23 protein-coding genes are annotated in these 24,120 nt (G+C 43.3%); 22 read left to right on the plus strand and 1 reads right to left on the minus strand.

Annotation, left to right across the window (positions count from 1 at the left end):
- Positions 1-309: 309 nt before the first annotated feature.
- From nrfB to OCU50_RS05535, 15 genes are all read left to right on the plus strand, one after another.
- Positions 310-894 carry a cytochrome c nitrite reductase pentaheme subunit gene (gene nrfB, locus OCU50_RS05465; RefSeq protein ID WP_060467486.1) on the plus strand — a complete coding sequence of 195 codons (585 nt, stop codon included), beginning with the start codon at positions 310-312 and terminating at the stop codon, positions 892-894.
- Between the two features lie 3 nt (positions 895-897).
- Positions 898-1,584: a cytochrome c nitrite reductase Fe-S protein gene (nrfC, locus tag OCU50_RS05470; RefSeq protein WP_060467487.1), complete on the plus strand. Its 687-nt coding sequence runs from the start codon at positions 898-900 to the stop codon at positions 1,582-1,584.
- A gap of 2 nt (positions 1,585-1,586) precedes the next feature.
- Positions 1,587-2,561, plus strand: a complete 975-nt coding sequence (nrfD, locus tag OCU50_RS05475) for a cytochrome c nitrite reductase subunit NrfD (RefSeq protein ID WP_060467488.1) — start codon at positions 1,587-1,589, stop codon at positions 2,559-2,561.
- A 128-nt stretch (positions 2,562-2,689) separates the two neighbouring features.
- A complete protein-coding gene (locus OCU50_RS05480; RefSeq protein WP_060467489.1) occupies positions 2,690-4,606 on the plus strand; it encodes a heme lyase CcmF/NrfE family subunit in 1,917 nt (638 codons plus the stop codon).
- The gene (locus OCU50_RS05485) at positions 4,587-5,141 is read left to right on the plus strand and encodes a DsbE family thiol:disulfide interchange protein (protein ID WP_060467490.1); all 555 of its coding nucleotides are present in this window, start codon (positions 4,587-4,589) and stop codon (positions 5,139-5,141) included. The genes OCU50_RS05480 and OCU50_RS05485 overlap by 20 nt, the downstream gene beginning before the upstream one ends.
- Positions 5,138-5,578 (plus strand): cytochrome c-type biogenesis protein, encoded by a 441-nt coding sequence (locus OCU50_RS05490; RefSeq protein ID WP_060467491.1) that lies wholly within the window; start codon positions 5,138-5,140, stop codon positions 5,576-5,578. Before OCU50_RS05485 ends, OCU50_RS05490 begins: the two co-directional genes overlap by 4 nt.
- Before the next feature lie 89 nt (positions 5,579-5,667).
- Complete coding sequence (locus OCU50_RS05495) at positions 5,668-5,844, plus strand: hypothetical protein (protein WP_017055143.1); 177 nt, start codon at positions 5,668-5,670, stop codon at positions 5,842-5,844.
- A 259-nt stretch (positions 5,845-6,103) separates the two neighbouring features.
- Complete coding sequence (locus OCU50_RS05500; RefSeq protein ID WP_060467492.1) at positions 6,104-6,700, plus strand: GTP cyclohydrolase II; 597 nt, start codon at positions 6,104-6,106, stop codon at positions 6,698-6,700.
- Positions 6,701-6,876: 176 nt separating this feature from the next.
- Positions 6,877-8,136: an imelysin family protein gene (locus OCU50_RS05505; protein WP_060467493.1), complete on the plus strand. Its 1,260-nt coding sequence runs from the start codon at positions 6,877-6,879 to the stop codon at positions 8,134-8,136.
- Positions 8,137-8,246: 110 nt separating this feature from the next.
- Positions 8,247-9,635 (plus strand): di-heme oxidoreductase family protein, encoded by a 1,389-nt coding sequence (locus tag OCU50_RS05510; protein ID WP_060467494.1) that lies wholly within the window; start codon positions 8,247-8,249, stop codon positions 9,633-9,635.
- A 176-nt stretch (positions 9,636-9,811) separates the two neighbouring features.
- Positions 9,812-10,873, plus strand: a complete 1,062-nt coding sequence (locus tag OCU50_RS05515; protein WP_060467495.1) for an imelysin family protein — start codon at positions 9,812-9,814, stop codon at positions 10,871-10,873.
- Positions 10,863-11,942, plus strand: coding sequence for a DUF1513 domain-containing protein (locus OCU50_RS05520; protein WP_060467496.1), 1,080 nt, complete (start codon positions 10,863-10,865; stop codon positions 11,940-11,942). Before OCU50_RS05515 ends, OCU50_RS05520 begins: the two co-directional genes overlap by 11 nt.
- An 80-nt stretch (positions 11,943-12,022) precedes the next feature.
- Complete coding sequence (locus OCU50_RS05525) at positions 12,023-13,561, plus strand: L,D-transpeptidase family protein (protein ID WP_060467497.1); 1,539 nt, start codon at positions 12,023-12,025, stop codon at positions 13,559-13,561.
- Between the two features lie 199 nt (positions 13,562-13,760).
- On the plus strand, positions 13,761-14,309 hold the full coding sequence (mepK, locus tag OCU50_RS05530; RefSeq protein ID WP_060467498.1) for a peptidoglycan L,D-endopeptidase MepK: 549 nt from the start codon (positions 13,761-13,763) through the stop codon (positions 14,307-14,309).
- Positions 14,310-14,409: 100 nt separating this feature from the next.
- The gene (locus tag OCU50_RS05535) at positions 14,410-15,063 is read left to right on the plus strand and encodes an MBL fold metallo-hydrolase (RefSeq protein ID WP_060467499.1); all 654 of its coding nucleotides are present in this window, start codon (positions 14,410-14,412) and stop codon (positions 15,061-15,063) included.
- Positions 15,064-15,182: 119 nt separating this feature from the next.
- On the opposite strand, the gene OCU50_RS05540 is transcribed toward OCU50_RS05535, so the two are convergent.
- On the minus strand, positions 15,183-15,983 hold the full coding sequence (locus OCU50_RS05540) for a DUF2982 domain-containing protein (RefSeq protein WP_060467500.1): 801 nt from the start codon (positions 15,981-15,983) through the stop codon (positions 15,183-15,185).
- 220 nt (positions 15,984-16,203) lie between these two features.
- Here OCU50_RS05540 and OCU50_RS05545 point away from each other — a divergent pair, with 220 nt between their 5' ends.
- The 7 genes from OCU50_RS05545 to OCU50_RS05575 all read left to right on the plus strand — a co-directional run bounded on the left by OCU50_RS05545 (position 16,204) and on the right by OCU50_RS05575 (position 24,100).
- The gene (locus OCU50_RS05545; RefSeq protein WP_060467501.1) at positions 16,204-16,596 is read left to right on the plus strand and encodes a hypothetical protein; all 393 of its coding nucleotides are present in this window, start codon (positions 16,204-16,206) and stop codon (positions 16,594-16,596) included.
- 509 nt (positions 16,597-17,105) lie between these two features.
- Complete coding sequence (locus OCU50_RS05550; RefSeq protein WP_370736473.1) at positions 17,106-18,206, plus strand: TRAP transporter substrate-binding protein; 1,101 nt, start codon at positions 17,106-17,108, stop codon at positions 18,204-18,206.
- 196 nt (positions 18,207-18,402) lie between these two features.
- Positions 18,403-18,948 (plus strand): TRAP transporter small permease subunit, encoded by a 546-nt coding sequence (locus OCU50_RS05555; RefSeq protein ID WP_060467503.1) that lies wholly within the window; start codon positions 18,403-18,405, stop codon positions 18,946-18,948.
- Between the two features lie 9 nt (positions 18,949-18,957).
- On the plus strand, positions 18,958-20,241 hold the full coding sequence (locus tag OCU50_RS05560; protein WP_060467504.1) for a TRAP transporter large permease: 1,284 nt from the start codon (positions 18,958-18,960) through the stop codon (positions 20,239-20,241).
- A gap of 104 nt (positions 20,242-20,345) precedes the next feature.
- Positions 20,346-21,701, plus strand: a complete 1,356-nt coding sequence (locus tag OCU50_RS05565) for a cache domain-containing protein (RefSeq protein WP_060467505.1) — start codon at positions 20,346-20,348, stop codon at positions 21,699-21,701.
- A complete protein-coding gene (locus OCU50_RS05570) occupies positions 21,694-22,332 on the plus strand; it encodes a response regulator transcription factor (RefSeq protein WP_060467506.1) in 639 nt (212 codons plus the stop codon). Before OCU50_RS05565 ends, OCU50_RS05570 begins: the two co-directional genes overlap by 8 nt.
- 169 nt (positions 22,333-22,501) lie before the next feature.
- Positions 22,502-24,100 (plus strand): BCCT family transporter, encoded by a 1,599-nt coding sequence (locus OCU50_RS05575; RefSeq protein ID WP_060467507.1) that lies wholly within the window; start codon positions 22,502-22,504, stop codon positions 24,098-24,100.
- Positions 24,101-24,120 lie beyond the last annotated feature (20 nt).

Consider the following 24,120-nt stretch of genomic DNA (forward strand, 5'->3'; position numbering starts at 1 on the left):
TATATAACCCTAAAGTGGTATAAGTGGTTAGGTTGATTAGAATTTAACTGAGAATTATTATCATATTTGGACAAGCAATCACCTAAATTGACCATGTTTTAAATAGGGTGATTGCGTTCACAGATTAACCTATCGAAATTTCGTATTACCCAATTAGAGGTATATTCTGACAATAGAAAGCGTTGTGGCTTATCCAAAATAAGAATTGATATCATTTAAACGGTAATAATATCGTTTAAGGGTACTTTTGTTTAACCGGAATATTATTTAGTTGAGAGTTAAATAATGCCGGTATAAGGAAAGGATAAAATGGGCAATATTAAATTGGCCATAGTCATAATGCTTAAATCCCTTCTAGCATTCTGCCTCTATGGTTATTCCATTCATGCTGTTGCTGAGCCTGCTGTTACGCCAGTAGGAGAATCAACAAGACATGAAGTCGAATTAATACGCGACAAAGACTACAAGTGTGTTCAATGCCATAAAGATTCAAAAGAAACGGTATTGGGTTCACATGGTGAAAGTGCACACGCTTTACTTGGCCGTGAAGTAAATTGTACCGATTGTCATAGTTCAATTAGCCCCGATCACCGTGAAGGTGCGCCTGAAGTGGTGAAGTATCGCGAGGCTCAATCACAACCGGGAACTGAAAAGGTTTTCCTAGAACCAAGCTTAATTCTAGATGCCAATAGCCAATGTATTGATTGTCACAAGCCTGATGATCTTCGTGAAGCGAATTGGACTCACGATGTTCACGCGCAAAACTTAACCTGTTCAAACTGTCATGACGTTCATGCCACTGAAGCGAAAGTGTTGGGTTTAGATAAAAAGCAAACCATCAAGCTGTGTGTGGATTGCCATTCAGACTTCAACCAGAAGAAAGAAGAGGAGTAATCTATGAGCTGCTCAAGAAGAAACTTTTTAGCAGGCGCTGGTGCTGTTATTTTTACCACAGGTGTAGCGGGAACGGCAGCGGTAACAAGTCGTAAGACGTTGGCCAATGTTCAAGAAGATGGCACTAAACGTTATGGAATGATTCATGACGAAACCGCTTGTATTGGTTGTACCGCCTGTACCGAAGCATGTCGTGAAGTAAACAAAGTACCCGAAGGTGTATCGCGCTTAGAAATTATTAAAAGCGAGCCTCAAGGCGAATATCCAAATGTTGATTACCGTTTTACTCGTAACTCTTGCCAACATTGTGATAATGCCCCTTGTGTGATGGTCTGCCCAACAGGGGCGGCCTACAAAGATGAGAAGACAGGCATTGTTGATGTGCACAAAGAGAAGTGTGTTGGTTGTGGTTACTGCTTATTAGCCTGTCCATATCAAGTGCGCTTTTTCCATCCCGAGAATAAATCCGCAGATAAATGTAACTTCTGTCGTGATACCAATCTTGCACAAGGGAAGTTGCCTGCTTGTGTCGAATCTTGCCCGACCAATGCGCTGGTATTTGGCGATCTCAATGATCCTGAGAGTGAGATAAACCAGGTGCTTCAATCGGAAGTGGTTTACAGAGATAAAGCTTATCTAGGTACTCAGCCAAAACTCTATAAAGTGCCACACCAAAAAGGGGAGATTTGATTATGAGTGCATGGGACACAGCTTTTCAGTCTGGTACCGTGGTATGGGACTGGATTATAGCCATCTATCTATTTCTGGCGGGGATGTCGGCGGGTGCCGTCATGATTTCCATTTACCTTAAGCGTGAGGTCATTGAAGGCGATCCTTCTCATAATGGTGTATTAAAGGCGACAGCTTTTCTTGCGCCATTTGGGATCATTTCAGGTCTGCTGATCTTGGTTTTCCACCTGACAAAACCATTGTCATTTTGGAAGATCATGATCTTCTATAATCCAACGTCTGTGATGTCGATGGGTGTGATCTTATTCCAAGTATATATGGTGATCTTGTTTCTTTGGATCGGCATTATATTTAGAGATCAAATCGTCGTGTTCTTGAATGACCAAACCTGGTTAAAAGGGCGACTCGACTTTGTCGGTAACTGGATTGGCAAATTAGAAGTGTTTGAGAATGCTCTGGAAATATTCTTAGCGGTTCTTGCTCTTATGCTTGCCGCTTATACCGGATTCTTGCTTTCAGCTTTAAATACCTTCCCACTATTGAATAACCCCGTGTTACCGATTTTGTTCTTATTCTCGAGCTTATCCTCGGGCGCGGCGGCGTGTATTTTATTTGGTGTGCTGGTCTTTAAAGAATCACCTCATAGCCCGACTATTTCATGGATCCACGGATTCGAACGTCCAGTCGTGATGTTTGAATTGTTTGTTCTAATTACTTTCTTTACTGGGCTTATCTTCGCTGGTGGTCAAAGTGAGCAAGCCGTATGGAACGCAATTGGCAGTGGCTTCTGGGCAAGTTGGTTCTGGTATGGCGTCATCGGTGTGGGCATGATTTTACCGTTGTTGCTGAATGCCGTTACGCCGACTTCAATTCGCCATAGCTCGGTGTATATTTTCTCCGTGACTTCGCTAAGCCTAATGGGCGTATTAATGCTGCGAACTTTTGTCCTTTATGCAGGGCAGTTAACGATAGCTTAATTTCGCGCAAGTTTATTAGTGAGCAGATGTTGGATACTAGACATCTGCTTATTAATGAACATGCTTTTAGTAAACATGAGATGCGTGTTCAGATCGGCTCTGCTCTAGCGGAGCCTTATTGAGGTGATATGGTCGGTTCTTTGGGGCTGTTTAGTTTAGTGTTGGTTGCTGTACTCAGTAGCATTATTGGTGTGCATTCGTTTTATCAAATGCTAAACAAACGGACGCAAAATATAAGTTTAATCCGCAGTTTCTCTCTTTCAAGTGCATTGTTTTCTCTCACTTCTGTCGCATTGCTTGGCTATGCCTTTGTCAGTGATGACTTCTCTATCCTCTATGTTGCTGAACATTCAAATACTCAATTACCCTCATTTTTTAAGTTAGCAGCTGTATGGGCTGGTCATGAAGGTTCGTTGTTATTTTGGGTACTGACCATCAGTTGTTGGTCGGGTGTTATTGCCTTACAAAAACACTATTCGAATGAATACCAAAGCCGTGTGTTGTGGGTGATGAACGTACTATTGGCAATCTTCGCTTGGTTTACTTTGCTTGCATCAAACCCATTTGAGATGAACTCGACCTTACCGCTTGAAGGGCGTGACCTTAACCCAATGCTGCAAGATGTCGGCCTGATCTTTCACCCTCCATTACTTTACCTTGGCTATGTCGGATTTTCTGTGGTGCTGGCATTTGCCGTTGCCGCTTTGCTGGTTGATCCTATTGAGTTTGATTGGGTTGCCCATTGTCGCAGTTGGTGTCTAGTCGCTTGGATCTTTTTAACCGCTGGGATCATTCTTGGATCTTGGTGGGCGTATTACGAATTAGGTTGGGGCGGCTGGTGGTTCTGGGATCCGGTTGAAAATGCGAGCTTGTTGCCATGGCTTACTTCGACCGCTTTACTGCACAGCTTAGGTGTTGCAAAAGGAAAGCGACAGTTGTTGAAGTGGTCTCTGAGCCTTGCTTTCATAACGTTTTGCCTAAGTATTCTCGGCACCTTTATTGTTCGATCTGGCGTACTCACATCGGTACACGCTTTTGCAGTCGACCCAACCAAAGGGATCGCACTGCTGCTTATATTAGTTCTGGTGCTGGTGAGTTCATTTTCTCTGCTTATCGTCAGAGGAGAGTCTTTTGAATCTAATCCGATTACCAGCTTCGCCAGCAAAAGCTTTTTGAGCTTAGTCGCGGTGCTTATTTTTGTTCTGGCGACTGCTGTCGTGGTGTTCGGAACATTTTATCCAATGGTATTTGAACTGCTCGGGTTGGGAAACATCTCGGTCGGTGCACCTTACTTTAATCTATTGATTGCACCTTTGGCTTTGCTTGCGTTAGCCGTCGTCGGCTTAGCCCCTTTGTTGAGCATTAAGCCTCAAGCGTCGAAAGGCGTTATGATGCTGATCGCTTTAGTATCTATTTGCCTCGGGTTCGCCTGTTACGCTTGGCAAGTAGAGAAGATCCAAGTGATGGCTCTGATGACATGGTCACTCGCATTTTGGGTTTTACTCACTCATGTTTATGGCTTAGTGGTGACGCGAAGCTCCAAGTTCCAACGCAAAGTCTGGGTGATGATGTTGGCTCATGTTGGGATTGCCGTTCTAGCCATAGGCGCTGCAATGAACAGTTACCACTCATTCGAACGCAGTTATAAATTGAGCCCAGGCGAACAGGTTGAGTTTATGGACTGGACGCTTGCTCATGAAGATACAGAGCTTTATGTCGCCTCAAATTTTACTGCTGAAAAGGCGATACTTAAGCTAGATACTGGCGAGAAAAGTTTTTCCATTACACCTGAAAGAAGACATTACCAAGTTCGAGTGATGAACATGAGCGAGCCTGCAATGAAGTGGTTCTGGCATGGCGATGTGTATATCACCATGGGTGAGAAAGTTGATGCTACCGCTTATGCATTTCGAGTTCAGTACAAAGCGTATGCTCGTTGGATATGGTTTGGTGGGCTGTTCTCAATTCTAGGTGCTGTGCTTTCACTGACCAATCGCAAAAAGAAAACCGTTAAGGCGTCACAGTATGCATACCAGCGTTCGTAACAAGCTCATCACGTTAATTATCTTGGCATTAATGGTGGTGTTGGGTTTTGCCTTTGCGCTCAATAATAAGCAGCAATCGACGATTGTGTCGGAGCAAAAAAGGGCATTTCCAGAATTCATATCTACTGCGTTAGCGAATAGTGAAGGCATCAGTAGTAAACAGGAAATTACGTTGGCTGATGTCACTCAGCATCCTTATCAACTGGTTAATGTATGGGCTTCGTGGTGCGGTATATGTAAAACTGAGCACGCTTTTTTGCTCAAACTTCATGATAAAGGTATTCCAATTGTTGGGCTCAATTATCGAGATAACTCCGGGGCAGCGATCAATGTGTTATCGAGCGATGGCAATCCGTACTCAACGGTGATCAGTGACCCTCAAGGGAAGTTGGCTTTAGAGGTCGGTGTCATAGGAACCCCTGAGACGTACTTGGTCGATGGCGATGGCCAAATTATTAAGAAGTTATTGGGCGTGATTAATGACTCTATATGGAAAGAGGAGCTTGCCATGTATTTTAATGGTGCGAATGGATGATGAAATATTTGGTGCGAATACTGATTATACTCTCTTCGACTGTTGCTATTAGCTTTCCGGGAATGGCAGGAGATCTGTTTACAGCCAACAATAAGAATACAAGCATTCAAGTTGAACTGTTTGAGTTTGACAACTCAGAACAGCAGCAGCGAGCTATTTCCTTGGCAAAAAGACTACGTTGTCCGCAATGTCAGAATCAAAATCTTATTGAGTCGAACTCTCCCATCGCAAAAGATTTACGTCTTGTTGTGTTCAATAGGGTAAAAGCTGGAGAGAGTGATCGTGAAATTACTCAATATATGACGGACAGGTTCGGTGAATTTGTACTTTATAAGCCGGAAATGAACGCTTCAAACTTATTACTTTGGCTACTACCCAGTCTATTATTTCTATTGTTTATATATCTATCAGTAAAAAGTGTTAGAAAGAGCTCATAAAAGTCATGTATTATTGTTTACCAATTGACCTGTATTTTGTAACATTAAAAGATTATAAAGGCTAAGCACTGTTATATAAGGATGTATTCGTGGATAACGTAATCTCAAATCTAAAAAAAGAGTTTCATACCCATGTCCAAGCAGATAAATGGGGTGAAAAATACAGTGCTAAGTCAAGTGTATCTACTCTGACCCCGGAAGAGTTGACCGAATTGCAAAACGCCTGGGTTCAATTAGTCATCTGGAAGCAAACACAAGTTGGTTGATAAGCGGTCAAGGTATAACTACAGTTTTAGTCAACCACTACAAGTAGACTTATTTATAACCCATATTGGTCACGCCAATGTGGGTTTTTTTCTTATGTGAACATTTATTGTTATAACATAACAATTTGTGCCTGTTCGATCTTGAAAAAAATTGTTAACAGCCTCATAGTGTCTATCATTAGATAGTTCGCTACAAAATATTGCCTAGATATATAATGTAGTGTTGTTAAATACATCGAATTTTCAAGTGAGTATAGCTATGGCGGAAGTGCGTGCCAGAATAGATTTCAAAGTAGGGGTAACAAGCAGTATTGATGCTGAGCTTCTGTCTTTTCATGGTTTGAAAACAGATAAAGAGCATGTTGCTGTGATATTTAGGTCAGCAGATAAGACACAAGACATACCTCTTGTTCGCATGCATTCTGAGTGTCTTACTGGTGATGTTTTCCATTCATCTCGTTGTGACTGTGGTGAGCAGTTAGACGAAACCATAAGGATTATGGGTGAAACGGGTGGCGTGATTCTTTATTTACGCCAAGAAGGACGCGGTATTGGTTTGTATAACAAAATTGATGCTTACCGTCTTCAAAGTGAAGGAATGAACACGTATGAAGCAAATAATCACCTAGGCTTTGGTGATGATTTGCGTGATTTTACAGAAGCGGCTGAAATGCTACGAGCTTTAGGTACCACTAAAATCCGTTTGCTGACCAATAACCCTAAGAAGATCAATGAGCTTAGATCTTTTGGTATTGAGATTGAAGAAGTGGTAAAGACCTCTGCTCATATAAAGTCGGGTAACGAAAGCTACCTCAAGGCAAAAGTCTCACACGGAAAACATAATTTGGATATCTGACTCGTCTCTTTGTTGCGTATAACACAAAAATGTTTAAAGACCTCACCAGCGTGAGGTTTTTTTGTATTTATCTTGCAATAAAATTGTAAGTTTGTATTATTTTAATCCGTAGTGTAAATGATAATAGTTTGCACTATTACTACGAATAATAATTTAAAGCTCAACAAGGATGCTTCATGACCATTAAATCTTTAGTGACAAAAGCCGTAACTTCGTCACTCATTTTTGCCTCTGCTTCTTCTTTCGCAGCAGTAACTCAAGATCAAGTTGTAGAACATTACGCAGATATCGCACATGCAGTGTTTGCCGATTCAGTAGTTACAGCAAAAGCGTTGAACTCTTCTATTGATACCTTCTTAGCTTCTCCTTCTGCTGGTAACTTCGAACAAGTCAAACAAGCTTGGCTTGAGTCTCGTGTTCCTTACCAACAATCTGAAGTGTTCCGCTTTGGTAACGTTATTGTCGATGATTGGGAAGGCCAACTAAACGCATGGCCACTAGATGAAGGCCTGATCGATTACGTTTCTTCTGATTACCAATATGAGCTTGGAAACGAAGGCGCTAGCGCAAACATCGTTGCGAACAAGACTTTCCAAATTGGTCAGACAACTGTTGATGCAACGAACATCACCCCTGAGCTAATCGCAGACCTTAACGAGATCGGCGGTTCTGAAGCGAACGTAGCATCTGGCTACCACGCGATTGAATTCCTACTTTGGGGCCAAGATTTAAACGGTACTAACAGCGGTGCAGGTGAGCGTGCTTACACTGACTTCGTTGTTGGCGCTGAGTGTACTAATGGTAACTGTGACCGCCGTGGCGCATACTTAAAAGCATCCGCTGAACTACTTATCCAAGACCTAGAGTGGATGGAAAAGCAGTGGGCTGAAGGCGAGAAAGGCAACTACCGTCAAGAGCTTCTTTCTGAATCTAGCGAGAATGGCCTACGTAAAATGCTATTCGGCATGGGTTCACTGTCTCTAGGTGAGCTAGCGGGCGAGCGTATGAAGGTGGCACTAGAAGCTAACTCAACAGAAGACGAGCACGATTGTTTCTCTGATAACACGCACAACTCTCACTACTACAACGAGCAAGGCATCTACAACGTTTACACGGGTCTATATAAGCGTGAAGACGGCACTCTGCTTTCAGGTCCAAGCCTGTTTGACCTAGTAGAGCAAAAAGATGAGCAAGCTGCGAAAGAGATCCAAAAGCAGTTTGACCTAGCACGTGCACAAGTTGGTCAACTAGTAACGTCTGCTGAGAAAAACAACCAGCACTTCGATCAGCTAATTGCTTCTGACAACGCTGCGGGTAACGCACTAGTAAACAAAACGATTGTGGCGCTAGTGTCTCAAACTGCTGCAATCGAGCGTGCTGCTGGTGTTATTGGTATTGATAGCCTTAACCCAGACACGGCTGATCACGAGTTCTAAGAACCCAAGACGAAAATCATAAAGGGCTCTCTTTGAGCCCTTAATTGTTTGTTACTCATGAAAGTCACTCCCAAATAAAAACTAAAATCAAAAACACAGCAAGGCAATGTATGAAGTCGTATCTCTCAGCCTCACTATTAACCGCACTGTTTTTCGTATCTCCATTACATGCTCATGAAACCTACTCTGGTGGCAAAACGACCGTGAAGAAAGAGGGAGCGAATGCTTTTTCTCTTCCTGCAGCCAATCTACCAATGAGCAAACGCTTGGATTTCAGTGTCGGTAACAGCTTCTTTAGAAATCCTTGGGTACCTGCACCCTCATCAACTGATGCTCGTGATGGATTAGGACCACTATTTAATACTAACGGCTGTCAAAACTGCCACATCAAAGATGGTCGTGGTCACGCGCCAGAAAAAGGCGATGAGAACGCAGTATCCATGTTGGTTCGTTTAAGCATTCCGGCTGAAACGCCAGAGCAGAGACAAGCCTTTATTCGTGATGGTGGTATTCCAGAACCGACTTACGGCGGTCAGCTACAAGATTTCGCACTTCAAGGTGTTAAACCAGAGGGTAAAGTGAACATCAGTTACACCGATGTTCCTGTTGAATTCAAAGACGGCACTGTCGTTACTCTGCGTAAACCGATTTTAAAAATTACGGAACTTGCGTTCGGTGAGATGCACCCTAAAACTGAATTCTCAGCTCGTGTTGCACCGCCAATGATCGGCCTTGGCTTGCTTGAGAGAATTCCAAAAGAAACAATTTTAGGATTTGCCGAGCAACAATTGGCAGACAAACAGGGCGTGTCAGGCAAAGCCAACTATGTTCTTGATGTTCAAACCAACGAGATGGCGCTTGGTCGTTTCGGTTGGAAAGCCGGACAGCCAAACCTAATGCAGCAAAACGCAGCGGCATTTAACGGTGACTTAGGCCTAACAAGCCGCTTGTTCCCGAACGAAAACTGCACATCAGCGCAATCGACTTGTGATGACTTCCCAAATGGTGGTGAGCCAGAAGTGAGCGACAACATTCTAGATTTTGTTGAGTTCTATTCGCAGCACTTAGCGGTTCCAATTCGTCGTAATGTTGATGTTCCAGCTGTCGTGCAAGGTAAAAAACTGTTCAAAGACGTTGGTTGTCAAAGCTGTCACCAAGCCGAATTCCGAACGGAAGATCGTGAAGGTCTGCCTGCATTATCTAACCAGTTAATTAGCCCATACACGGACATGTTGCTACACGACATGGGTGAAGGCTTAGCGGACAATCGCCCTGAGTATCTTGCCAATGGTCAAGAGTGGCGCACCACGCCATTGTGGGGATTAGGCTATACCAAAGAAGTGAACGGTCACACCTTCTTGCTTCATGACGGTCGTGCAAGAAACGTTATGGAAGCGGTCCTATGGCACGGAGGCGAAGCTGAAATGGCGAAACAAAAAGTTTTGTCTTTGAATGCGACTGAGCGTGAAGCACTGCTGGCGTTTTTGAACTCGCTATAGTCGGACTGATATTCAGTAGCTCAACGGCCCAGTTAACTTAAAGAACAAGCTAACCCCAAGAAAACGTTAACCTAAAGAATACACCACTGAACTTGTAGGAATGCGAGGCCAGCGGTAATTTTTAAATCTGTTGAACTCATATAATTAAAAGAAAAACTAGGAAGTAAGGTAACAGCATGACACATAAATTTTTGTTAATGCCTTTGTCGGTATTAATCATGGCAGGCTGCCAATCATCGGGTGAGCAAACGGCTTCATCTGAGTTTAACGGTGTCTCTTATCAAGCAGACACGACCGCTCATATCAGTCGTAGCGTGTATCAACAAGAGTTTGATTCAGCGTTGCTATTTGCTAAGCAAGCCAGTGAACTAGAAGTCTTGATGCAGGGTTACTGTGAAACCAATAATGTTGAGCTAGATGCTTTGAAAGATCAGTGGCAGCTCACGATGAACAATTGGATGGCACTGCAAGGCCAAGAAAGAGGCCCAACAGCGGCACTTGAAGAGAGTTGGAATGTTCAGTTTTGGCCAGATAAAAAGAACACCACAGGCTTAAAAATGCGTCAGCTGACTCAGCAAGATAAAGCTTGGTCACAAGACGAAATCGCGCAGCAGAGTGTGACCGTTCAAGGGCTAGGCGCGTTGGAGTGGTCTCTGTACGACGAACAGTCTCCATTGCTTCAAGATAAAGCGCTAGGGTGTTTATCTTCACAAGCTATCGCACAAAACTTGGCAATGAAATCGGCTTCTATTGCTGAAGCTTGGCAAGTTAACCCTTGGTTAGCGCAAGACGAGACTCGTTGGGAATCGGAATACATCGCTTTATTGACTAACCAACTTGATTACAGCATGAAAAAACTGAGTCGTCCGATGGCGAAAATCGGTCATCCGCGTCCTTACTTCTCAGAATCATGGCGTGCACAAACCTCGATGACTCAACTAAAAGCGAACGTAGCGGCGCTAGAGAAACTGTACCTAGCAGATGGCAATGGCCTAGATGGCTTATTGAGAGAGAAGGGCTTAAGCGACCTTGCTGATCGTGTTGCTGACCAATTTACGCTAACGCTAGATACTTGGCCTACAGAATCAAGCTTGTTCGAGTTATTGCAGAGTAAAGAAGGCTACCGAACGGTGCTTACTCAATACAATAAGCTAGAACACTTGAAGTACCTGATTCATGAAGAAGTGGCGATAGAGCTTGGCGTGGTAATAGGATTTAATGCTACCGATGGTGACTGATAATACGAGAAGAATGCTACTCAAGGCTGCACTGGGTTGCGCAGCTGTTCCAGTACTGCCATTTGGGTGTGCGACTCGAAAGAGTGTATCGAATGATCCCCAGTTGATTGGCTGTGCGCTAAATGGTCGTGGCCAATATTCAGCGGTTGTGGCTGACGAATATGGGATGCCATTAAACCAACTACCGATCCCCGATCGTGGTCATGGCGTCGCTATTTGCCCAACCTCATCGCATGCTGTGGTGTTTGCTCGTCGTCCTGGTGACTATTTTATGGTGTTTGACTACAAAAAGGGCGAACAGATCAAAATGGTGGTGAAAGGTAACAACCGCCACTTCTATGGTCATGGTGTTTACTCATTAGATGGCAAATTACTGTATGCCACTGAAGGGAAAACGGACAGCAGCCAAGGTGTGATTGGCGTTTACGATGTCGCGCAAGGGTATCGTAAGGTCGCAGAGTTCACCGGTTTTGGCATTGGCCCTCATGAAGTGATCGTCATGCCCGATGGTAATCTCGCGATCGGCGTTGGTGGTGTTCATACTGATGGCAGAACACCGAAAAACTTGGATTCAATGCAACCGAGCTTAAGTTATGTATCTCCTGAAGGTGTACTACTTGAGCAAGTGGAGCTGTTGGACAAGAAGCTAAGCATTCGACACTTAGCCCATGATGGTGCTGAAACCGTGCTTTGTGGCCAGCAATATCGTGGTGAGCCAGATGAGTATCCTTCGCTTTTGGCGATGCATACTAAAGGCGGGCAGTTTGAATCACTGAACGCAGAACCAGAACAATGGGCAAGGTTCAATCACTACATCGCCAGCATTGCGGCGTCAGATGACTGGATTATTGCGACCTCACCACGAGGGAATTGCTACGGTATTTGGTCTAAAGAGACGAAAGAATTAGTAGAACTCTCTGCGCTGTCGGATGCTTCTGGTGCAGTGCTGCTTGATGGAGAGTTTCGACTTAGCTCTGGGGCGGGTAATGTGATTAGCCAACGTACACCTTATCAAAAGTCGACACAGCAGTCGCCCATCCAGTGGGATAATCATTGGAGCTCTATCTGATTTATATCGCCTCGTAAAAATAACATGCTCACTCCGATTTTTTTGCCATACTTATTGGATGATAGGAAATGGAGTGAAGCATGTTCGCGAAATACTTCTGTGGATTGTTGGCGTTAGTTTCTGTGCATGCATGGAGCTATACGAGTTCTGACGAGAGTCGATTTATACCGGCTGATTCAGAGCTCTCTTTTATGCTGATTTATCCAGAACTCACCCAAAGTATTTATCAAGACTCTTCTCTTCCTATTCTTTGGGATTCACCTGAACTTGTTAAAGCGTTTGAATTTCAGCTGTCGCTTTTAGAGCAAGCGCAAATGGCCCCCCTTTTTGATCGACAACTTAAGCAAATCCGTCAATATCAATCTCGAGGTCAATGGCAAGAGTTAGACATCTTACTCACCGACACCTTTATCTATTACTTAAGCTACGTTGAAAACGCGCCACTAGCCGGTAAGGCGTGGTACTTTTCAGGTAAATTGCATTCTAAGCTGCCAGCGCCTTCCCCTCATATTCTTATGAGATTAAAAAGCAGTGTAGCCGATGATTATTTGTTAGAAATGGTGCTGTCTTACGCGCCTCCTGTTGGTAACTTCGATCAATTTAAGGCGACTTACTCTGTCCTAAAAACTGCTTCTGAACTCTCTATTGATCGATATAAACAAAAGGGTTTGAAACGGTTGGGGGACTTGATTTCAAACAAAACCGTTCTCGTGGAGCGCATAGCTTTAGTGGGTGTCGACACATCAATGATTGCTGTCGATTTTCCCAAGTTTGATCACGACTTAGAAAGCGCGGTTAAGTTGTTTCAACACATGCATGGCCTGACAGCCGATGGAATTATCGGGCCTAATACGATCAAGTGGATAAACATGGGCTTCGATGATCGATTGAATGCGTTAGCCTTAAATGCAGAACGCGTTCGCTTGTGGCCAAGAAATAGAGACTCTCTCATTGTGGTGAATGTTCCGAGCTTTGATATGAAGTATTGGGAGGGTGGCGAAGAGGTGTTTGAGTCCAAAGTCGTCGTAGGCAGAAAGTCGCGAAAAACACCACTTTTAGAGATAAACCTAGATTCGGTCATCCTAAACCCGACTTGGAATGTGCCATGGAAAATCATGGTGAAAGACATCCTGCCCAAGGTAAAAGCGGATGAAAGCTACCTAGAAACGCACAACTTCCAAGTGATTGACGGTTGGCGCACTATGGAGACGGTCGATACCACAGAGATCGATTGGCAGACCATCAATTTTAACTCGTTTCCATATCGCATGCGTCAACAGGCTGGATCGAGTAATGCATTAGGTTTGTATAAATTTAATACTCCTAATAAACGAGCGATCTATTTGCACGATACGCCAAGTAAAAGCCTGTTCAATAGTGACTCCCGTGCCTATAGCTCAGGCTGTATACGTGTCGAGTATGCGGAACAACTAGCAAAGTTGTTGTTTGCAACTAAGGTAAGAAAAGTTCCCAATCAGAGCTATGAGCTTGCTCCTAACACTAAGGTTCGTCTCAGAAAGAGGATTCCGGTACATATCATCTATCAAACCGTGTTGTTTGAAGAGGAGGGGATCCAATACCGTAGTGACATCTATCAATACGACAAAGAGGGCGGTTGATTCAAATCTGATTAGAAAAGGCGATATTGACCAAAAAATGACAACGTCGATTCTATTGATAAAATTATAATGTGTATCAATAACTAACGTTTAAAAGGTTAGAGTTACTGGCCTTTTGGTGCGTTTTTGTACGTTGACGCAACAATTTTCATTATGTATCGTGCGTTTTTTGTTCGATATAATTGGATTTTCTTGCTGTATGTCTCAAAGTTTATTTTCTCGCCGTCAGTTTTTGGCTTACGCTGGTGGTACTGCTGTTATAGCTTCAATCACTCCTTCTATTGCTTTTGCTTCGTACCCAGATCGACCAAGAACGATTAGTATGAATAACCTTCACACCGGTGAGAGATTAGAAACTTGTTATTTCGATGGCACTAATTATGTTGGTGATGAGATGGCTCGCCTAAGCAAATTATGTCGTGATTTCCGCCGAAACGAGATTCACCCAATGGATAAGAATCTATTTGATCAAATAACTCAGATTCAAAATGTCCTAGGTATTCAAAAAGAAGTTCAAATTATTTCTGGCTACCGCTCTCCAGCGACGAATGAAGCGTTACGTTCTAAGTCGAGTGGTGTGGCGAAGAAGAGCTACCACATGTTAGGCAAAGCGATCGATTTTCGTATTGATGGTGTGGATTTGAAAGAGTTGAGAGACGTAGCTAAAAGCTTAAATGCAGGTGGTGTGGGTTATTATGCGCGTAGCAACTTTATCCATATTGATACTGGTCCAGTACGCAGCTGGTAGAGCTAAGCTTAGTGGAAGAGCGATACGGTAGACACTTGTCAAAGTAGACATCCAATGTCATAGTTTGCCCAAATTTCAGTTTGCCCTCTAAGGTTTGTATATGTCTCTTAAGTATCAAGTTGTACCTGTTACCTCTTTTTCTCAAAACTGCTCGATTGTATGGTGTGATGAAACCATGGAAGGCATCGTCGTCGATCCGGGCGGTGATGTTCAACAATTAGCGGCTATCATCGAAGAACTAGGTGTTAAGGTGGTGAACTTGGTATTGACGCACGGTCACTTAGATCATGTCGGCGGCACTGTACCCCTTGCTGAGATCTTGAAGGTTAATATTGTTGGTCCACACAAGGCAGATAATTTTTGGCTTCAAGGCCTAGAGAATCAAAGCCAGATGTTTGGTTTCCCTCTGTGTAAAGCCTTTGAACCAAATACTTGGCTAGATGAGGGTGACAAAGTGACTTTTGGTCACCAAGTTATCGATGTGTTCCACACTCCGGGCCACACACCTGGCCACGTTGTACTGTTCAGTGAGCAAGCTCGTCTAGCATTCGTTGGTGATGTGTTGTTTAACGGTGCGATTGGCCGTACTGATTTCCCTCAAGGGGATTTCAACACGCTGATTGCTTCAATCAAAACTAAGCTTTGGCCGTTAGGCAATGACGTAACATTTGTTCCAGGTCATGGCCCTGAATCTACATTTGGTCGTGAGCGCGCATCTAATCCGTTCGTCGCGGATGAAATGCCTCTATACTAATTAAGTCTTTGATTGACAGTCGATTATTCGTGCTGTTCGATTGATTGAAAAGGAAGCTTAGTTTTTTGAAAGCTAAGCTTTTTTATTACGTGTTTGTTTTAATCTCAAACGTGTTCACTTTAATCAGAAAGCCGCTCAGCGGCAGCCAAGTAGCGTCGAGCTAATCCAATAAACTCTTCTCCACTCATATCCAAATCTTGAGTTGATATGAAAATATCATAACCGTGGAAACTTCTTTGGTACTTCATCCTATTCGCAAGCATTGCCTGTAACCCAGAATAGTTTTTAATGACTGTGTTTTGATTCTTCGGTTCATTGGATGAATCAGAGCTAGTCTGTGTTTGGCTATCGCTGAAGCTAACTTCGTCAGTATTTTGTGATTCTTTATATTGGCTCAGTTCAACACAACCATTTTCAGTACAGCGAGTGTGGTAATGCGATGAGTCGAGCACTATATCCTCAAAGTTTGACTCTTTACCCGCTTGTTTAGCTCCTAGGTACAAAAGTGCTCGTTGGCTCAGTAATAACTCACAAGTGATCTTTGGGCAGATAGAGTCAAGATAGGGCGAGTAATCCTTAATCTTAATACCGACCCAAGGTAAAGGTTGGTGCCACCCTTCTTGTTCATAAGTACAAAGGCCAATTTTTTGAATGTTGCGCCATTGTAAAACCCAACCACCTTTATAAAAGTGTTGCTGAAAATGAGTTGGAGTGAGTGTAAGCATCACTCTACTTCGCAGCATTAAATAATACCCAGTCCCCAGAAGAACAATAATACAAAATGCGCCGACGATTAGTAGCTTTGCATTATCGCTGTATAGAGCAACGATTAAGCAAATGAAACCCAAGGTAACAGCGATAATTCGGTACGAGCGTGTGAATGAAGGTAAAGATAAATTTGTAAGGTGACGAGTGTCCATAGGCAACACCAAGTTTTCATATTTTTGTCTGGATGGATAACCAGTATATATGACCCTGAATTAATAAGTCGATGTTTAAATAATAGACTCTAGTAGACAATATCGGTATTTTTCGTCGACTTTCGACGCTTCACTCTACAAATAGTTCCTGTTTTTTGGTATAAATCGCGCTTCAAATTTTCACCACTGCGATAAGAGCAGTGAACTGGAGAAATATTCAATGAGACTTGCTCATAAGCGTAAGGTGCAGGCTAAACTGCAGAAACGCATTAAAGCGGCTGTAGTAAACGCAGTGGCAACGCCTAAAACAGCGAAGCCTGTCGCAGAGAAAGTGGTAGCAGAAAAACCTGTAGCATCAAAACCAGCGGTAGAGAAAACAGTAGCAGCAACTAAAGACGTCGCTGTCGCACTGACTCCTAAGCAACAACAAGTTCTAGATATCGTTGTTAGCAATGCTGATGGCATTAACCCTAAAGGTATCGGTCTAAAAGCTGGTCAAGAAGACGCGAAAGCAGCTTCATGGGCAACAGGCGCATTGAAAAAACTTCTTGAAGAAAACCTAGTAGCGAAAGAACAGCTAGCAGGTAACAAGGTTATCTACAAAGCTATCTGATCCCTTAGGATTATATTCGCTTCGTTAAGTTTTTAAGCCTCGATCATCGAGGCTTTTTTGTATCTGAAGAATCGTGCCAAACTCAGTTTTACAGCTTCACATCTCATCTTTTGCTCTTCGAAAATGATTCCCTTGTCTGACGTTCATGCGCTTTATTAGCAAGTATTAAAGTAGGGCGTCTGTAGTGATAAATCGCTGGTTGATATCCCCAGAATGTAGCAACGAATTGATTCTTATCACGCAATGGGAATCAATTGTTAATTTCGGCTCAATAGATCTACTTAAGTATTTATCAATAAGCACTCTTCTCGTGAATAAAGTGAGTCCTTTAAAATCGACATCTCTCAATGATCTCCTACGTAGTTCTACGTAATCCTTTGGTCTAATACGCAGTTTGTGTGAGTCCGTGGTGCGTGCTCTCCCTGATATCTAGTTGCCTCATCAAGGTGCACTCTTATGTTGAATCACAAAAAATACTCAAAGAAAGAGTATTAACCCAACAAAAGGACGTGAACATGAGTCTCATTTCTAACTCCCTCACACGAGTTTTTAAAAACGTTGCGGTAACTGCAGCGGCTTGTTTAGCTTTGGTCGCTACCGGTGCAACTGCTGCTGATAAGGTTTATCGCTTGAAGCTTGCTGAAACATGGGGACCAAACTTCCCTGTATTCGGTGACGCGACCAAGAACATGGCTGCGATGGCTGAGAAAATGTCGAATGGCCGACTGCAAATCAGAATCGATTCAGCGAACAAACACAAAGCACCACTTGGCGTTTTTGACATGGTTAAGTCTGGTCAATACGATATGGGTCACTCAGGCTCTTATTACTGGAAAGGTAAAGTTCCAAATACTCTTTACTTCACTTCTATGCCTTTTGGTATGACCCCAGCAGAGCAATACGCGTGGTTCTATCACGGTGGTGGTATGGAGTTGATGGAGCAGGTTTACTCTCCACACAACTTGATGTCATTTCCCGGCGGTAATACTGATGTTCAAATGGGCGGTTGGTTTCAAAAAGAGATCAACAGTGTCGAAGATCTACAAGGTCTGAAAATGCGCATCCCAGGCTTTGCCGGTGAGATTCTAGCAGAGCTAGGCGCTAAACCTACCAATATTGCCCCAGGAGAGCTTTACACGTCGCTAGAGCGTCGCACAATTGATGCACTAGAGTGGGTTGGTCCATCACTTGATTTACGAATGGGTTTTCACAAGATCGCGCCGTACTACTACACAGGTTGGCATGAGCCGGGTTCTGAGCTTCAATTCCTAGTAAACAAACGCACTTGGAACAAGCTTCCTGAAGACCTACAAGAAATCTTACGTGTTTCAATGCGCACCGCGGCTTACGACATGTACACGCAAGCTACACATGAAAGTGGCAAGAACTGGGTTTCAATGAAGACAGAATACCCAGATGTACAAGTGAAAGATTTCCCACCAGAAGTAATGTCTGCATTGAAAGAAGCGAACGATCGCCTACTTGCTAAGCACGCTGAGAAAGATGCATTGGCAAAAGAAATTCAAGCTTCACAAGCTAGTTACCTAGAGCAGGTTCGCTCGTGGACGGATATTTCACACAGAGCTTACCTTAATAGCCAAGCGAAATAATCGACAGCTGTTGAACTAAAGCTAAATGAACCCAAAGTTTTTCTTGTTAGGTAACTAAGAGTGACTAAGCGGTGGGTTCATTTTAACCATAATAATTAAGCGGGATAAATCCTGTAATACGCCCAAGAATCCTTTCTACATCGAACAGCTTGTTAGCCCGCTGAGCGATGTCTTTTCAAATTCCATGGAGTCGGGAATGCGAAGTCTAATTTATATTGAACGCCTATTTAATCGTATCGGTGATGCACTGGGATGGCTTTCCAGTATGTTGTTTATTTTACTTATCGCCAACGTCGTGTATGACGTTGTCATGAGATATGCCTTCAACGATGTCTCTATCGCCTTCCAAGAGATGGAATGGCACCTATTCTCAGCCGTTTTCTTATTAGGTGTTCCTTATGCCATCAAGGCTGGTGGTCATGTGCGAGTGGATGTGTTCTATGAACAATTGAGTTTTAAAGCCCAGGCAATTATTGATTTACTTGGCACATTTATCTTTTTGATGCCTTTCTGTTTATTGGTTGCTTGGTTTGGTATTGATGTTGCTAAAGAGAGTTATGAATTAGGTGAGACCTCAGGCGATCCCGGCGGTCTGCCGTATCGCTGGATCATTAAAGCTATGATCCCGCTGTCATTCTTCTTAATGGCACTCAGTGGCGTCGGTTTGATCCTGCATTCATTGAACAAGATTTTTAATCCGCACCTTATCCATGCAAATAATATTCATGCAAAGAACAAGTAGAGGCTGAACATGATTGGAATAGTAATGTTTTTTGTCGCCTTGTTTGCACTTCTACTTGGCTTCCCAGTAGCATTTACCTTTGGTGGTATCGCGTTAATCTTTGGTGTTTGGGCTGAGGGCATCGAAATGTTCGCCTTCATGCCATATCGAATTCAATCGATCATGGAAAATACGGTGCTGATGGCCGTTCCCTTGTTCGTTTTTATGGGGCTTGTTCTACAAAAGACCAAGCTTGCTGAGCAGTTACTTGAGTCAATGGGTCGACTGTTTGGTGGTGTTCGAGGTGGTATTGCTATCTCGACCGTACTCGTGGGATCGTTACTTGCCGCTTCAACGGGCGTAGTAGGGGCCTCGGTGGTTGCCATGGGGCTTATCTCTTTACCAGTTATGCTCAAGTACAACTACGACAAAGGCTTAGCCTGCGGCACCATTTGTGCTTCTGGCACGCTTGGGCAAATCATTCCACCATCGATAGTTCTCATTCTATTGGGTGATGTACTGGGTGTGCCAGTTGGCGATTTGTTCCAAGCGGCGATTTGGCCGGGCGTGATGTTAGTCGGTGCTTATATCGTGTACATATTGATATACGCAAAGCTAAACCCTGAGTCGGCTCAGCCAATCGAGCGCGATGACTCGATCAGCCGCAAGAAAGAAGTGTTTAATGCGCTTAAAGCGATTCTCCCACCTCTAGCGCTCATCATTGTGGTATTGGGATCTATCTTTGCAGGTGTGGCAACGCCAACTGAATCGGCAGCGTTGGGTGGTGCCGGTGCATTGGTTCTCGCACTGTTATACGGTCAGTTTAGTTGGTCGATGGTATTTGCTGCGTCTAAAGAGACTGTGAAGGTTACCGCAATGGTCTTTGCTATCTTGCTTGGTGCCACTGCATTTTCGATGGCGTTTACTTATACCGGTGGCGACTATCTGGTCGAAGAGTGGATGCTGCAACTGCCAGGTGAAAAGTGGGGCTTCTTAATCATCACCATGTTGGTTATTTTGATTTTGGGTTTCTTCATCGACTTTGTAGAGATCTGTTTCATCATCGTCCCGATCATAGCGCCAGTGGCTGAATTGATGGGCATCAACATGACTTGGTTCGCTATCCTTATCGCAATGAACCTACAAACTTCATTCCTAACGCCGCCATTTGGCTTCAGTTTGTTCTATTTGAAGGGAGTTTCACCGAAAGGAATCACTACCAAGGATATCTACCGAGGTGTGATGCCGTTCATTCTGATTCAAATCATCGTACTTGGATCACTTCTCGCTTTCCCATCTTTCTATGGAATGTGAGTGAAGCCTAGAATGTGAATGATATGTTTCAACGGCTATCTATAAATTGGTAAAGTAAAACGGCTTATTGGTATTCAGTAAGCCGTTTTTTGTGAGGGAAAGGAATGCCTCTTAAAGCTAAGCTGATTTTGCTGACGTTACTCCCGTTGCTGCTGGTAACGGCGAGCATAAGTTGGATCTCGTTACACCAAACCAAAACGTTGGGTGCGAAAGAGGTCGAGATCTTCAGAGACAGCTTAATTAAATCTCGTGAAAACGCCCTCAAAGATACGGTCGATCTCGCATTTGATGCCATCGAGCACATCTACAACGACCCAGAGATCCAAGAAGCACACGCCAAGACTGAGGTTCGGAGTATATTATCTAAACTTAGATATGGGTCCGATGGGTATTTTTTCGCATACGATCGTCATGGAACCAATTTAGTCCATCCAATACAGCCTGAATTGATAGGGAAAAACTTACTTCAACTGCAAGATGAAGATGGTGACTTTCTTATAGAGGCCCTGCTGAAAGAGGCTCAAACGGGTGGCGGGTTTCACCAGTATTTGTGGCAAAAACCATCAACGAGAGAGGTCGTTCCGAAGTTGAGTTATGCTGCTTGGTTAGAACGATGGGGGTGGATGATTGGCACGGGCTTGTATATTGAAGACGTGCATCAGGAAGTAGCTTCAATGCAGGATGCGATCAACAAAAATATTGAAACCACGTTCTTTTCTATCGTTGTAATTATTAGTGTGACAGTGGCGGTCATCATTGTGCTTACATTAGCCATTAACATGCATGAACACCGTATTGCCGATAACAATTTAAAGGAACTTGCCCATAAAACGGTAATGTTTCAAGAAGATGAAAAGAAACACTTAGCTCGTGAACTACATGATGGTATTAACCAGCTACTAGTCTCAAGTCGTTGTCATTTGGAGTTGTTAGGTTATAAGTTACAAAGTGAAGATCTGAAGTCCCATTTGAATAAGTCTCAGCACTCATTAATGAGAGCAATTGAGGAGGTCAGGCATATTTCTCACCAGCTTCGCCCTAGCTCTCTGGATGATATTGGCTTGGAAGCGGCTTTATCGTCATTACTCTTAGATTTTCAGGCTCACTCTGGCATTGAAGTTGATACTTTATTTAAAACCAATCCTGGAAAATTGAAATCGGAGGTCGCAACGACCTTGTATCGAGTTGTGCAAGAGTCATTGAATAATATAGAGAAGCACGCAAAAGCGACCAAGGTAACGGTTATTGCACAACAAATCGGCAATGTATTGCAATTGCTGATTCAAGATAACGGTGTGGGTTTTAATACTTATAAAGCGATGGAAAAACGAGGGATTGGGCTACGCAATATGAGAGAGCGAGTGGAGTTCATTGGTGGTGATTTTGAATTGATGAGCGAGATTGGCTTTGGAACGGAAATTACAGTGTTGTTGACACTAGAGGGATTAGTGAATGAGTGAAGTTATTCGAGTTGTGATCGCTGACGATCACCAAGTGGTACTGGATGGCTTTATGGCGAGGTTGGAGCTTGAGTCAGAGATTAGCGTGATAGGTACTGCTAGCAATGGTTTAGAAGCGGTAGAAATAGTTAAAACTCTTCGTCCTGACGTTGTGTTAATGGACATCAGTATGCCCATCATGAATGGTATTGACGCGACTAACCAGATCAAAGAAGAGGACTCTGAAGCGAAAGTACTGATGTTGACCATGCATAACAACCGTGAATACATCATGAAAGTGATGCAGTCAGGAGCGGTTGGATATATGTTGAAAGAGATTTCCGCAGAAAAGATGGTTCAAGCGATCAAAACGGTGAATCAAGGGTCGACTTATTTTTGCGAAAAAGTGACGCAAAACCTATTTACTCAGCCGATTACCCCACCACAATCGGTAAAGAATCCATTGAGCAGACGTGAAGAAGCGGTGTTGAAATTGGTAGCGAAAGGGGAGAGTAGTAAAGAAGTCGCGAAGACACTGAATATCAGTTATAGAACAGTCGAAACCCATAGGCAAAATATTAAGCATAAGCTGGATATTCACTCAACTGCGGAGTTGGCTAAGTATGCTGTTAATTCTGGTCTTGTAGAGTGATCTTACGCTAATTCACATTAAAAGTGTAATTTAATTACTAACTTTGCCATTTAGGCCAACTTTTTAGAGGTTTTTTTAGTATTTTTGTGATAGGTTGATATTATTTTTTTCAAAATGTAAGCGCCGAATGCAATGTTGCAAATTGTGCGCTACAAATTAGAGAGGAAACATGAAGCCTGTAAAAGATAGGTATAGTATTGAAAATACCGATTATACAGTTGGACAAGATAACATTCAGAAATGGGGTTTTGATGTTCATAACCCTGTATTTGGAATCAGTGCAGGAGCGATCATCATTTTCCTGATTGCTCTTCTGGTGGCAGATCCAGAAACCGCTAAAGCCGCACTTGATGGAATTAAATGGCAGGTCATCGGTAACTTCGATGGTTTGTTCATGTGGGCTGCAAATATCTTCTTAATTTTCTGTTTTGCCCTCATTGTATCCCCTTATGGCAACATCCGCCTAGGTGGCAATGATGCCAAAGCAGAGCACTCTAGCCTTTCTTGGATGTCGATGTTATTCGCTGCGGGTATGGGGATTGGTTTATTGTTCTGGGGTGTTGCAGAACCTGTTGCTTATTTCACGGGTTGGTATGAAACCCCACTGAATGTTGAAGCCTATTCTCCTGAAGCGGCAAAACTTGCATTAGGTGCAACGATCTATAATTGGGGCTTACACGGCTGGTCTATTTACGCCATTGTCGCGTTAGCGCTTGCCTTTTTCACATTCAATAAAGGATTGCCGTTGTCAATTCGCTCTGTTTTCTACCCTGTCTTAGGGGATAGAACTTGGGGGTGGTTTGGCCACATTGTGGATATCGTTGCGGTATTAGCGACATTATTTGGTTTAGCAACATCGCTAGGTTTAGGGGCACAGCAAGCTACCAGTGGTATTAACCATGTGTTTGGTACTAATGGTGGTATTGGCATGCAGTTGATTGTTATTGCTGTAGTTACCTTTTTGGCGACGATATCGGTTATCCGTGGTATCAACGGTGGTGTCAAGCTTCTAAGTAACGTCAATATGTTGGTTGCTTTAGCTGTGTTGGTCTTCGTAACCATTGCAGGTGGTATGGCGGGCATCAAATCGATACCAACGGCACTAATGGGTTACGTAGAAAACTTTATTCCTCTAAGTAATCCACATGGTCGTGATGATGAAACTTGGATGCAAGCTTGGACAGTATTCTATTGGGCATGGTGGATATCTTGGTCACCATTTGTAGGCATGTTTATCGCTCGTATCTCTAAAGGTCGTACAATTCGTGAGTTCATGGTCGCTGTGTTATTTATTCCAACATCGGTAATCATTATTTGGATGGCGATCTTTGGTGGTATCGCTATTGATCAAGTGGCAAATAAAGTTGGTGAGATCGGGGTGAATGGCCTACAAGATATTACGCTTTCTCTATTCCACACTTATGACGCACTTCCTATGAGCTCTGCGCTATCTGTTGTATCAATCGGCTTGATTATGGTGTTCTTCATTACTTCTTCAGACTCAGGTTCGCTAGTGATTGATAGTATTACCTCAGGGGGGAAAGTTGATGCTCCAGTTCCACAGCGTGTATTTTGGGCGTTGATGGGCGGTGCTATTGCGGCTGTTTTACTGTGGGTTGGCGGTACTGAATCAATTCAAGCATTGCAGGCTGGAACAGTATCAATGGCATTACCATTTGCGTTCATATTGTTGTTCATGTGTCTAAGTTTAACGCTTGGTTTACGAACAGAAAATCAATTGGTTCAACAACAAAGTGCTTTGAGCTAAAAGTATTTTTGAGTACAAGG

The organism is Vibrio toranzoniae, assembly GCF_024347655.1.
Lineage (GTDB): Bacteria > Pseudomonadota > Gammaproteobacteria > Enterobacterales > Vibrionaceae > Vibrio > Vibrio toranzoniae.